The sequence below is a fragment of the Micromonospora sp. NPDC005413 genome, assembly GCF_040606435.1.
In the GTDB taxonomy this organism is placed as follows: domain Bacteria; phylum Actinomycetota; class Actinomycetes; order Mycobacteriales; family Micromonosporaceae; genus Micromonospora.
Map to the genome: position 1 here is coordinate 123550 of NZ_JBEXEV010000007.1, position 12099 is coordinate 135648.

Sequence of the window (12099 nt, forward strand, 5' to 3'; positions counted from 1 at the left end):
TCAGCCGGCGGGCTGGTCGTACCGGGCGACGCCCCCGAAGGCACCGAACCGCTCGGGGTGCTCATCCACATCCGACGCCGAGTCGGGACGCCAGAGCGGCATGTGCACCACGCCCGGTTCGAGGACCGTCCAATCGCCGAAGAAGCCGTTGACCTGTGCGCGGGAGCGCAACGTGATCTCCGTGTCCGTCCGTGCGGAGAGGCGTTGGGCGTCCAGCATCTCCTGCGGCTGATCCTCGAAGGTGGAGTGCGAGATGACCAGGAAGCTGCCCGGCGCGGCGGCCGCCCGCAGGGTGGCCAGGATCTCCTCGGGCCGGTCGCTGTCCGGGACGAAGTGCACCACCCCGGCCAGCAGGATGCCCATCGGCCGGCTGAAGTCGATCAGCCCGAGCTGCCGGGTCTCGGCGAGGATCCGCTCCGGCTCCCGCAGATCAGCGTGGATGACTCCGGTCAGCTCGTTGCCTGCGAGCAACTCCCGGCTGTGCGCGACGGCCACCGGGTCGATGTCGACGTACACCACCCGGGCCTTGGGATTCGTCCCCTGCGCGACCTCGTGCACGTTGCCCACGGTGGGAATTCCTGAGCCGATGTCGAGGAACTGGTCGATGCCGGCGTCGAGCAGCACCCGAACAGCCCGGCGCAGGAACTCACGGCCGGAACGCATGGTGGCGGCGAGATTCGGGGTCATGCTGGCGATCTGCTCGGCCAACTGCCGGTCGATCTCGAAGTTGTGCGCCCCGCCCAGAAAATAGTCGTACACCCGGGCCGCGCTCGGCCTGGTCAGATCGATCTCGGTCGGCAGTCCGTCCGGCATCAGCGTGCTCCCCAGTTCATCGCCGCGGCGCGGGACGGCACCAGCGTCGGGGCGTGCCGCGAGCACCGGTCGACCCGCGGGTCGTGTGGTGTGGACCACTCTAGGCGGCTGAGTCCCGCGTCCGGGAGATCCCTTCACGCTGTTTCCGCGCTCAGTCGGCCGATTCCAGCAGCAACGAGATGCCCTGCCCGACACCGATGCACATGGTGGCCAGAGCCCTGCGGCCTCCGCGACGGCGCAACTCCAGGGCGGCGGTCAGCGCCAGCCGCGCGCCGCTGGCACCGAGCGGATGCCCCAGCGCGATGGCGCCGCCGTTCGGGTTGACGTGGTCGGCGTCCACGGGCAGCCCCAGCTCACGCAGCACCGCCACGGACTGCGCGGCGAACGCCTCGTTCAGCTCCACCACGTCGACCGCGCTCAACTCGACGCCGACCCGGTCGAGCAGCTTGCGGGTGGCCGGCACCGGGCCGATCCCCATGACCCGGGGCGGCACGCCGGCCGCCGCAGCGCCGCCGATGCGGGCCAGCGGAGTGAGGCCGTATCGATGCACCGCCGCCTCGCTGGCCACCAGCAGCGCGACCGCGCCGTCGTTGACGCCCGAGGAGTTGCCGGCGGTCACGGTGCCGCCGTCACGGAACGGGGTGGGCAGCGCGGCCAGCTTCTCCAGAGAGGTCTCCCGAGGATGCTCGTCGACCTCGATCAACCGGGTCTCCCGACGGCCGGCCGGCACGGACACCGCCACGATCTCCTCGGCGAACCGGCCGTCGGCCTGCGCCTTGGCCGCGCGCTGCTGCGAGCGGTACGCGAAGGCGTCCTGCTCGGCCCGGCTGACGCCGTACTCGGCGGCCACGTTCTCCGCCGTCTCCGGCATCGAGTCGACCCCCCACCCGTCCCGCATCAGCGGGTTCACCAGCCGCCAGCCCAGGGTGGTGTCGTACACCTCGGCGGAGCGGGAGTACGCCGAGGTCGCCTTCGGCATGACGAACGGCGCCCGGCTCATGCTCTCCACCCCGCCGGCGATGACCAGCTCCGCGTCCCCGGCGACGATGGACCGGGCGGCGGTGGCGAGGGCGTCCAGCCCGGAGCCGCAGAGCCGGTTGACCGTGCTGCCCGGCACGTCCTCGGGCAGGCCGGCCAGCAGCGCCGCCATCCGGGCCACGTTGCGGTTGTCCTCGCCGGCCTGGTTGGCGCAGCCGAGCACGACGTCGTCCACCCGCGCCCAGTCCACCGACGGGTGGCGGGCGACCAACTCGCGGATCACGTGCGCGGCCAGGTCGTCGGGGCGGACACCGGCCAGGGCGCCCGCGTACCGGCCGATCGGGGTACGGACACCGGCCACCAGGTATGCCACGGTCATCGCGAGTCCTTCGGGGGTGCAGACGGCGGGGGTGGGGGCACGCCCACCGGGTCGCGAGGGCTGCCGGCGCCAGGATATCCGCGCCGGCAGCGGATAGGTTGACGGCATGGCCCGGGCCCAGTTCAGCGCAGAGACCAGCGGCGGCGGTGCGTTCGTCCGTCAGCCCAACCGGTTCACCGGTCGGGTCACGCCCGACTCGACCTCCCCGCCCGGCGGCGGCCCGGACGAGCAGGACCGTTGGCCACTGGAGGCCGGCCGCTACCGGCTGATCTGGTGCCGCGCCTGTCCGTGGGCGCACCGGGCGAGGATCGTGCGCGGCCTGCTCGGCCTGGACGACGCGATCTCGCTGGGCACCGTCGACCCGATCCGGGACGAGCGGGGCTGGGCGTTCGCCCTCGACCCGGACGGCTTCGACCCGGTCCTCGGGGTCAGCTTCCTCTCCGAGGCGTACCTGGCCACGGACCTCGACTACACCGGCCGGGTGACCGTGCCGGCGCTGGTCGACACCCTGACCGGCCGGGTGGTCACCAACGACTACCCGCGGCTCACCCTCGACTTCTCCACCGAGTGGCGACGGCTGCACGCTCCCGACGCACCGGATCTGTACCCGGTCGAGCTGCGCCCCGAGATGGACGCGCTGATGGCCGAGATCCACGCCGACGTCAACAACGGCGTCTACCGGTGCGGGTTCGCCACCTCGCAGGAGGCGTACGACGAGGCGTTCCGGGCTCTCTTCGCCCGACTGGACGCGCTGTCCGAGCGGCTGGCGGGGCAGCGCTACCTGATGGGTGACGGGATCACCGAGGCCGACGTGCGGCTGTTCACCACGCTGGTCCGCTTCGACGCCGCGTACCACGGGCACTTCAAGTGCAACCGCAACAAGCTGACCGAGATGCCGGTGCTGTGGGCGTACGCCCGGGACCTGTTCCAGACCCCGGGCTTCGGCGAGACGGTGGACTTCGACCACATCAAGCGGCACTACTACGGCACCCACCGGGAGATCAACCCGAGCGGCATCGTGCCGCTCGGGCCTGACGAGTCCGGCTGGAGCACGCCGCACGGGCGTGGCTGAGCCGGGTCGGCCCGGCACCACGACCGCGCCGAGGGCCCGCTCGGACGTCGCCCGCCGGGTCGCCGCCTCGGCAGCGGCCGGGTGCGCGCTGGCCGGCTCGGTCGCGGTGACGGTCGCCGTGGTCGCCGGTCCTGGCCCAGGGCTCACCGGGTACGTCAGTGAGGCGGGCATCGCCGGCAGTGGCCACGCCGCGACGTACCGGATCGGGGTCCTCGCGCTTGCCGGCGCGTTGCTGCTGGTCGGCGCGGCGCTGCCTCCCGGGGTGTGGGCGGCGCCGGCGCTGCTCGCCACCAGTGCCGTGTTCACCGCCGTGTCCGGGGCGGTGACCTGCTCCGCAGGCTGCCCGCTGCCGCCGTTCGAGCGAGCCACGACGGCGGATCTGGTGCATGGTGGCGCGAGCATCGCGGCGACCGCGGCGGTGGTCTTCGCCATGGTCACGCTCGCCGTGTCCGGGCCGGCCGGCCCGGCGGTGCGGCGGTTGGCCGGCGTGGCCGCCGCGCTGACCCTGCCGCTCTGTGCCACGGTCGGGCTGGCAATGCTCATCGTCGGTCGGGGCGCGGTGGTGGGTGTGCTGGAGCGGCTGGTCCTCGCGCTCGCGGTGCTGTGGGGCCTGGTCACCGCCACCGCCCTGGCCCTGGCCCGCCGGTAGGGCTGTAAGGAGCATCACGATCGGCATCCCTTTCACCACGGAGAAGGACCGGCGTAGCGTGGGCCGGCGATGACCAATGTCTGGGACCTCACCGTCCGCCTGTATGTCGATCTCCGACTGCAGGCCGGCGGCGTCTGTCCGGCGTAGCCAGCTCTTACGCCTACCCCGACCGGACCAGACAATTGGAAAGACCCACATGCCTTTCGGCCTGCGCAAAATTCCCTTTTCCGTGCAGATCCTGCTCGGCCTCGTGCTCGGCGTCGCGCTGGGCTTCCTGGCCCGCACCAACGACCTGAGCTGGCTGACCAGCACCCTGCACACCGTCGGTAACCTCTTCATCCAGCTGCTCAAGCTGGCCGTGCCGCCGCTGGTCTTCACCGCCATCGTGGTCAGCGTGGTCAGCCTGCGCGGCGTGGCCAACGCCGCCCGGCTCGCGCTCAAGACCCTGATGTGGTTCGGCATCACCGCACTGATCGCGGTGGGCATCGGCATCGGCCTCGGGCTGCTCGTCAACCCGGGCAAGGGCGTGACCCTCGACCTGGGTAACGCGGCACCGCCGAAGAACACCGGCTCCTGGACCGACTTCCTCACCGGCATCGTGCCCACCAACCCGGTCGGCGCGTTCGTCGAGGGCAACGTCCTCCAGATCGTCTTCCTCGCCCTCGTCGTCGGTGCCGCGGCCCTGCTGGTCGGCGACGCCGCCGAACCGTTCGTGGCACTGAACCGCTCCCTGCTGGAAATCGTCCAGAAGGCGCTCTGGTGGGTCATCCGCCTCGCCCCGATCGGCACCCTCGGCCTGATCGGCAACGCCGTCGCCTCGTACGGCTGGGACCTGCTGGCCCCCCTCGCGAAGTTCACCACCGCCGTCTACGTCGGCTGCGCCATCGTGCTGTTCGTGGTCTACCCGCTGGTGCTGATCCTCGCCGGCCGCCTCAACCCGCTGCGCTTCTTCGCCGGCGCCTGGCCGGCGATCGAGCTGGCCTTCGTGTCCCGCTCCTCGGTCGGCACCATGCCGGTGACCCAGCGCTCCGTCGAGCGGCTCGGCGTGCCCCGCGAGTACGCCTCGTTCGCGGTGCCCTTCGGCGCCACCACGAAGATGGACGGCTGCGCCGCCATCTACCCCGCACTCGCCGCGATCTTCGTGGCCCAGGTGTTCGGCGTGCAGCTCGGTGTCACCGACTACCTGCTGATCGCCTTCGTCTCGGTGGTCGGCTCGGCGGCCACCGCCGGCCTGACCGGCGCGATCGTGATGCTCACCCTGACCCTCAGCACGCTGGGCCTGCCGCTGGCCGGCGCCGGCCTGCTGCTGGCCATCGACCCGATCCTGGACATGATCCGCACCGCCACCAACGTGGCCGGGCAGGCGCTGGTGCCGACCGTTGTCGCCGCCCGCGAGGGCACCCTCGACCGGGCCGCGTACGAGTCCGCCGGCCGACGCGACCTGACCGACCCGGAGCCGGCCCCACTCGCCCGACCCGACCGGCAGGACGAGCTGAGCCCCGTCCCCGCCTGACCCCGGCACACCGATGTCGACGGACTCCTCACCGAGGGGTCCGTCGACGTTTCCGAGAGGATGACCACATGAGCTCCCTGTTCACACCGCTGGCCCTTCGTGCGGTCACTCTGCCCAACCGGATCGCCATGGCGCCGATGTGTCAGTACTCCGCCGGCCCGGACGGTCTGCCCACCGACTGGCACCTGATCCACCTCGCGAGCCGCGCGGTGGGTGGCGCCGGTCTGGTGCTGACCGAGGCGACCGCCGTGCTTCCCGAGGGCCGGATCAGCCCGCAGGACACCGGGCTGTGGTCCGATGCGCACGTCGACGCGTGGCGGCCGGTGACCGCGTCCGTCGCCGCCCACGGCGCGGTGCCTGCCGTACAGCTCGCGCACGCCGGGTTCAAGGCCTCCACGTACCGACCGTGGGCACCGAACCGCGGCGGCGTGCCGGACGCCGAGGGTGGCTGGACGCCCGTCGCTCCCGGCTCGGAGCCGTTCACCGCCGATTACCGGACGCCGAGCACTCTCGACGCGGAGGGCATCGCCGGAGTGGTCGAGGCGTTCGCAGCGGCCGCCGAACGCGCGCTGGATGCCGGCTTCGCCGCCGTGGAGATCCACGCCGCCCACGGCTACCTGCTCAACGAGTTCCTCTCGCCGCTGACCAACCACCGCACCGACTCCTACGGCGGCGACCGGGCCGCCCGGATGCGCCTCACCCTGGAGGTGGCCCGCGCGGTCCGCGCCGCGGTCGGCGAGAACGTGCCGGTGCTGACCCGGATCTCCGCCACCGACTGGGTCGAGGGCGGTTGGACGATCGAGGACAGCGTGGTGCTCGCCGGCGAGCTGGCCGGCGTCGGCGTCGACCTGGTCGACGCTTCCTCCGGTGGCGTGAGCGTGGACCAGCGCATCCCGCTCGGCCCCGGCTACCAGGTGCCGCTGGCCGCCCAGATCCGCCGCGAGGCCTGCGTGCTGACCGGCGCGGTGGGCCTGATCGTCGAGCCCGAGCACGCCGAGCAGATCGTCGCCAGCGGCGAAGCCGACCTGGTGCTACTCGGCCGGGAGCTGCTGCGTGACCCGTACTGGCCGCGCCGGGCCGCCGCCAAGCTCGGCGTCGCGTACACCGGGCCCGCCCAGTACGCCCGCGCAGCCTGACCCCCGCCGGTGGGGCGGCTGCCGTGCCCGGCAGCCGCCCCACCGTCAGCCGGCCAGGTGTGACCAGTCGCCCTCCAGGTCCTGCCAGGTGCCCTGGGCCGCCACCGTGCCACCGATCAGCACCACCACGTGGTCGGCCCGGACCAACGCGGCGCGCTTCGCGGTCGAGCCGACCACGGTCACCCCGTGTCCGCGCAACGCCTGCCACAGCGCCAGCTCGGTGGTGACGTCCAGCGCCGACGACACGTCGTCCGCGACCAACAATTCGGTACGCGGGGCCAGCGCCCGAGCCAGCGCCAACCGCTGCAACTGCCCGCCGGAGAGCCGGGTGCCCTTGTGCCCGATGAGCAGGCCCAACCCCCCGCCAGCGGCGGCCAGGTCATGGTCGAGTTGGGCGGTGCTGACCGCCCCGGCCGCGTCCACCTGGTGCCCGAGCGCGATGTTGTCGGCCACCGTGCCGGAGAGCACCCGGGGCAACTGACCGACGTAGCCGACCTGGTTGGGGCGCAGGAACAGCTCCGGCTCGGTGACCGGGTCGCCGTTCCAGGCCAGCTCGCCGGTGTGGTGCACGATCCCGGCCAACGCCCGCAGCAGCGACGACTTGCCCGAGCCGACCGGCCCGACAACCAGCACCAACTGCCCACGCTGCACCGTCAGGTCCACATCCCGGACGGCGACCGTACCGTCGGAGTGCACCACCCCGAAGCCGCGCAGCTCCAGCCGGCGCAGCGGATGCCGGGGCGGTGGCGTCGGCGCGGGCGCCGTCCCGGCGGCCAGGTCGACCGCCGGAACCCCCGCGGAGTACGCGCTCACTCCGGTCATCGCCGCCGTGCGCCGGGTCCAGACCCGCGCCGAGGGCAGCTGGGAGATCAACGACGCGGTGGTCCAGGCGAACCAACGCGCCGCACCCAGGGTGGCGACGGCCACCAGCACCGCCCCGGCGGAGAGGCCGCCGCTCAGGTAGAGCGCCCACGCGCCGATCGGCAACAGACCGCTGGCCACCGACGGCGTGGAACGCGCCCACACCTGCACCGAGATCTCCCGTCGCTGCCGGTCGCTGCGCAGCACGTCCAGGTCCGCCAGATGGCGGAGCACCGCCGCGGTCGCGCCAGCGAGCTTCACCGTCCGCGCCGCGGAGAGCGCGGAGACCAGCGCGGTCGCGAAGGAAGCCCGCGCCGCCACCGTCGCCCGGGCCGCACGCTCGAGCTTCGGCCCGAACAGCGTCGCGGCCAGCCCGGAGACGACCATCGTGCCGAGGAAGAACAGCCCCGGTACGACGCTGCCGGTGACCGCCGTCATGGCGACCACCAGGACCAGCGCGACAGCCTGGTCCAGCACGTTGTCGGCGAGCTGGACGACCCGCTCGGTGTCGCCACCCTGCGCCACCACCTCGGCCGGCGTGTGGGAGCTGACCCGGCGCGGCCCGGTCTGTCCATGTACCAGGCGCAGGCCGATCCGCAGCATCTGCCGGACCCACCACTGCGGGAACCAGACGTGGGTGTAGAACGGCACCGGCAGGGTGACCAGCAGCCCGGCCACGATCCCCACCGCCGGCAGGTACGGGTTGCCGGTCCCGTCGACCACGTCGGCCCAGAGCCAGGGCAGCACGGGGCCGTCCAACCCCAGCAGGGTGACCGTCAGGAACAGCACGATCGCGGCCAACCCGTACCGGGGATCGTTGGTGCAGAGTCGGACGATCTCCCGCAGCGTCCGGGCCGGCGGTACGGACGGCAGTGGCGGCGGGTCGGCACGGACTGGCGCGACCTTCGCGACCTTCGCGACCGGCTCAGCCAGCGCGACCTTCGTGACCGGCGCGACCTCCGTGACCGGCTCAACCGGCGCGAGCTTCGCGACCTTCGCGACCGGCTCAACCAGGGCGACCGGGCCGACCTGCGCTGTCGGCGGCCCGCTCGGCCAGGCGTCGGCCGGGTCGGGGCCGACCAGCAGGTCGGTGCCGGCACCGGCGCGGCCGGCCGGCACCGCCGCGGCGTACGCGGCGGCGTGGCTGGTCGCCAGCAGCTCGGCGAAACGCGTCGACGTTTCCAGCGAGCCGGCCTCGACCACCGCGCCGTCGGCCAACACCACCACCTCGTCGCAGCGGCGCACCGAGGAGAGTCGGTGCGCGATGACGATCCCGATCCGGTCGCGCAGCAGTCGTTCGGTGGCCCGCTGCACCCGTGCCTCGGTGACCGGGTCCAACCGCGCGGTGGCCTCGTCGAGGATCACCACGTGCGGCTCACGGACCAGAATCCGGGCGAACGCCACCAGCTGCTCCTGACCGGCGGAGAGCACGTGCCCGCCCTCCCCCAGCCGGGTCGCCAGCCCGTCCGGCAGCTCGGCGATCCAGCCGGCCAGGCCCAGCTCGTTCAACGCCCGGGCTGCGGCATCGAGCAGCCCCGGGTCGAAGAGCGCGACGTTCTCGGCGAGCGTGCCGGCCAGGATCTCGGTGCGCTGCGGCACCAGCGCCACCCAACGGCGCAGCTGCTCGACATCGAGGTCGCACAAATCGGTGCCGCCGAGGAAGACCGTTCCCGGCGGCACGTCGACGGCCCTGGTGAGCACCTTCGCCAGAGTCGACTTGCCCGAGCCGGTGCGCCCGATCAGCGCGTACGAACGGCCGCGCGTGAAGGTGAGGCTGACCCCGCGCAGCGCCACCCCCCGGCCGCTCTCCGGGCCACTCACCTGGTACCCGAATGTCAGGTCGCGGATGCGCAGGTCACCGTCGGTCGGGCTGGCCCCGCCGACGGGCTCCTGCCGGGCCTTCTGGAGCAACTGCACCCGGGCCCACGCGCCGAGAGCCTCCTGGATCTCCGGCACCATCCGGCTGACGTGTTCCGCGGTGGCCCCGAAGGCCAGGGCGAGCAGCCAGATGGCAGTGAGTCGGGCAGCGTCGATCCGGTCGGTGGTCAACGCCCAGGCCCCACCGAGCACCACCGCGCCGATGCCAGCCCGGATCGTCGCGGTGGCGGCCGTGGCCACCCGGGCGGACAACACCCAGACCAGGTGGCCCCGGGACAGCACGGCGGCGGCCCGCTGGGCGTAGAGCCGCAACACGTACGGCCGGGCCAGGCTGGTCCGTACGTCGTCCTGGCCGTGCACCGCCTCCTCCATCACCGCGGCCAGGTCCGACCACGCCTCCTCCTCGGCCATCCGGGCCGGACCGATCCGCGCCGTGGGCCGGCGGAGCCCGACCGCGAGCACCACCGTGAGCAGCAGCATCGCGATCCCGGCCGGCCACCACACGACCAGCGCGACGACCATCGACAACAGGCCGACGCAGAGCCCCTGGGCGAGCCGGGTGCCCTGGTTACGGACCGCCGACGCCACCTGGTAGACGTCCCCGTCGATGCGGTCGAGCAACTCGCCCACCGGAGTGGTCTCCAAGGTGGGCAGGTCCTGCCCGAGTGCGACCCGGCAGAGCCGGCGGCGCACGTCGGCGGACCAGTCGGCGGTCAGACCGGCCATCAGCAGGCTCACCGCGAGGTCGCTGAGCACCACGGCGACCAACGCCGCGGCCAGCACGGTGAAGAAGCCGGTCGAGCGATGCACCAGCACCGCGCCGGCGAGCGCCGACGCACCGGCCTGGCCGGCGGCGCCGAGCACGATCAGGACGGCCACGATCGTCATACGACGTGACGAGGTGCCCCACAGATCACGGAGCAGGCGCATTGGTGTCCCTCCGGACGTGGGTGGCGGCGAACCCAGCGTGCCGGTACGGAGCCGGTCGACTCAACCGATTTACCGGCTCTGAGCAGGGCTTCCGATCAGGTCTGCGCGACCCCGCAGACCATGCCGACCAGCGCCTCCTGCACGTCCTCGACCGGCCGGTCGGGTTGGAAGACCGACAACAGCAGTTGGGCGAACACCCGGTACCGGCGGATGAACTCCACCTCGACGCGCAGCAGGGCCACCCGCTGCGCCCGACTCACCGATCCCTGCGCCGCGGCCCGCCCCACGTGACGCGCGTGCCGACGCAATCACCCCGACGCGACGCGACGCGGCACGACACGGCACGACACGACACGGCACGACGCGGCACGACGCGGCACGACGCGGCACGACGCGGCACGACGCGGCACCGCACGGCACGACGCGGCACCGCACGGCACGACGCGGCGCGGCACGGCACGGCGCGGCACGGCGCGGCACGACGCGGCGCGGCGCAAAGCAGGGCACCCGGCACGCGGCGCGGCGCGCGGCGGCAGCCCGGGGACCGCCGCCCGGAACTCGGTGCCGCAGTGCCCGCTCGGTGGCGGTCGTTGGTGTTTGTGCGATACCTGTGAGGCATAAATATGACTGTGAGGTATCACCCGCGATGTCGACCCTGGCCCTCGACCGTGCCTTCCGTGGTGATCGACTCGGTGTCGGGGATGTTGCGGTGTCCGGGGCGGGTGATGCCCCAATGTCGGGGATCTGGAGTTGACCATCGTCAGGCGAGCGCCCTGCCGCCCGGGGCGCTGACCGATTACACATCGAATGCCCGGTTTCGGAGCCCGTGGTCTGTGATCGGTCGCACCCGTGGCCTGGAATCATGGCCGGCCCGGGGTCGTTACATACCCTGACGATCGCAGCACCACCGGCCCGCCACCCCGCCCCGCAGGGATGGGACGCCGACCCCGGGTTGGAGTGCAGACCCCCGGGGTTGGAATGCCGGCCCCAGCCCGGTCGTTACGGTCCCTACGAACGACCGCCCGGTCACCGCTTCCCTGTGCGTGCCGATGGATGGGCCACCCCCGGAATGACCCCGGCCCCCCGGTCGTTACATCTGGACCCGGCGCCATGAGCCCTCCGCTCGTAGGCCGCCGCCCTCGGCGCCCCAAGCCACCCCCGGCCCGCAGGCGCCGACCCCCAAAAGACTTTTCCCCTGATTTTTGATGCGCCCGGACGAGGTGCTCACACCCCGCACGCCGGTTCCCCCTTTTGTGGCGGCTGGGTGTCCTTACCCCCGAAGGAGCTAACCCTCATGAACACGATCATTCGTAAGAGTGTGTTGTCTGTTGCTGGTCTCGCGTTCGCCGGTGGTGTCTTCGCCGGTCCGATCGCCGCCCACGCCAACCCGGTCGACACCAAGCCCGTCGCGGTGCAGACGGCCAAGCCGCAGGGTGACCAGTCCCGGATCACCCTGAACGATGAGCAGACCGCTAACGTCAAGGCGATCATCGCGGCGACGAAGAAGGCTGGTCTGCCGGAGCGGGCCGCGGTCATCTCCATCGCCACGAGCCTGCAGGAGTCGAAGTTGGAGAACCTGGGTCACCTCGGCGACGCCAACGACCATGACTCGTTGGGTCTGTTCCAGCAGCGCCCGACCAGTGGTTGGGGTACGCCGGAGCAGATCACCGACCCCGCCTACTCGACGGCTGCGTTCCTGAAGGGTCTGAAGCAGGTCGACGGGTGGCAGGACATGCCCCTGACCCAGGCCGCGCAGACCGTGCAGGTCTCGGCCTACCCCGATGCGTACGCCCAGTGGGAGCAGCAGGCCACCGACCTCGTCGCCCAGCACTGGAACAGCTGACCCACCGAACCAGACCGCTGGCCGGCACCCCCAACCCGGGGTGCCGG

Annotated in this window: 9 protein-coding genes; 5 read left to right on the plus strand and 4 right to left on the minus strand. The window is 72.4% G+C overall.

All coding sequences use genetic code 11. The features are described 5' to 3' along the window. Complete coding sequence (locus ABZS37_RS11700; RefSeq protein WP_355167999.1) at window positions 1-813, minus strand: SAM-dependent methyltransferase; 813 nt, start codon at window positions 811-813, stop codon at window positions 1-3. Between the two features lie 151 nt (window positions 814-964). Beyond that, on the minus strand, window positions 965-2170 hold the full coding sequence (gene pcaF / locus ABZS37_RS11705) for a 3-oxoadipyl-CoA thiolase (protein WP_355168001.1): 1206 nt from the start codon (window positions 2168-2170) through the stop codon (window positions 965-967). Window positions 2171-2276: 106 nt separating this feature from the next. On the opposite strand from pcaF, the gene ABZS37_RS11710 reads away from it, so the two are divergent. The 4 genes from ABZS37_RS11710 to ABZS37_RS11725 all read left to right on the plus strand — a co-directional run bounded on the left by ABZS37_RS11710 (window position 2277) and on the right by ABZS37_RS11725 (window position 6540). After that, entirely contained in the window at window positions 2277-3242 is a 966-nt protein-coding gene (locus ABZS37_RS11710; RefSeq protein ID WP_355168003.1) for a glutathione S-transferase C-terminal domain-containing protein, read from the plus strand. Beyond that, the gene (locus tag ABZS37_RS11715) at window positions 3235-3891 is read left to right on the plus strand and encodes a DUF998 domain-containing protein (RefSeq protein WP_355168005.1); all 657 of its coding nucleotides are present in this window, start codon (window positions 3235-3237) and stop codon (window positions 3889-3891) included. The genes ABZS37_RS11710 and ABZS37_RS11715 overlap by 8 nt, the downstream gene beginning before the upstream one ends. A gap of 208 nt (window positions 3892-4099) precedes the next feature. Then, the gene (locus ABZS37_RS11720; protein ID WP_355168124.1) at window positions 4100-5404 is read left to right on the plus strand and encodes a dicarboxylate/amino acid:cation symporter; all 1305 of its coding nucleotides are present in this window, start codon (window positions 4100-4102) and stop codon (window positions 5402-5404) included. 68 nt (window positions 5405-5472) lie between these two features. Next, window positions 5473-6540, plus strand: coding sequence for an NADH:flavin oxidoreductase/NADH oxidase (locus ABZS37_RS11725; RefSeq protein WP_355168007.1), 1068 nt, complete (start codon window positions 5473-5475; stop codon window positions 6538-6540). 45 nt (window positions 6541-6585) lie between these two features. Here the strand turns inward: ABZS37_RS11725 and ABZS37_RS11730 are convergent, their stop codons facing one another. Both ABZS37_RS11730 and ABZS37_RS11735 read right to left on the minus strand, forming a co-directional pair. Beyond that, window positions 6586-10209, minus strand: coding sequence for an ABC transporter ATP-binding protein (locus ABZS37_RS11730; RefSeq protein ID WP_355168009.1), 3624 nt, complete (start codon window positions 10207-10209; stop codon window positions 6586-6588). A gap of 95 nt (window positions 10210-10304) precedes the next feature. After that, window positions 10305-10469 carry a hypothetical protein gene (locus tag ABZS37_RS11735; protein WP_355168011.1) on the minus strand — a complete coding sequence of 55 codons (165 nt, stop codon included), beginning with the start codon at window positions 10467-10469 and terminating at the stop codon, window positions 10305-10307. A gap of 1034 nt (window positions 10470-11503) precedes the next feature. Between ABZS37_RS11735 and ABZS37_RS11740 the strand changes: the two genes are divergently transcribed. Beyond that, window positions 11504-12052 (plus strand): hypothetical protein, encoded by a 549-nt coding sequence (locus ABZS37_RS11740; RefSeq protein WP_355168013.1) that lies wholly within the window; start codon window positions 11504-11506, stop codon window positions 12050-12052. Window positions 12053-12099: the final 47 nt, after the last annotated feature.

Coding starts and splice junctions, on each gene's coding strand:
- pcaF (WP_355168001.1), bottom strand. CDS start 2,170: ATGACCGTGGCATACCTGGTGGCCGGTGTCCGTACCCCGATCGGCCGG.
- ABZS37_RS11730 (WP_355168009.1), bottom strand. CDS start 10,209: ATGCGCCTGCTCCGTGATCTGTGGGGCACCTCGTCACGTCGTATGACG.
- ABZS37_RS11710 (WP_355168003.1), top strand. CDS start 2,277: ATGGCCCGGGCCCAGTTCAGCGCAGAGACCAGCGGCGGCGGTGCGTTC.
- ABZS37_RS11725 (WP_355168007.1), top strand. CDS start 5,473: ATGAGCTCCCTGTTCACACCGCTGGCCCTTCGTGCGGTCACTCTGCCC.
- ABZS37_RS11700 (WP_355167999.1), bottom strand. CDS start 813: ATGCCGGACGGACTGCCGACCGAGATCGATCTGACCAGGCCGAGCGCG.
- ABZS37_RS11740 (WP_355168013.1), top strand. CDS start 11,504: ATGAACACGATCATTCGTAAGAGTGTGTTGTCTGTTGCTGGTCTCGCG.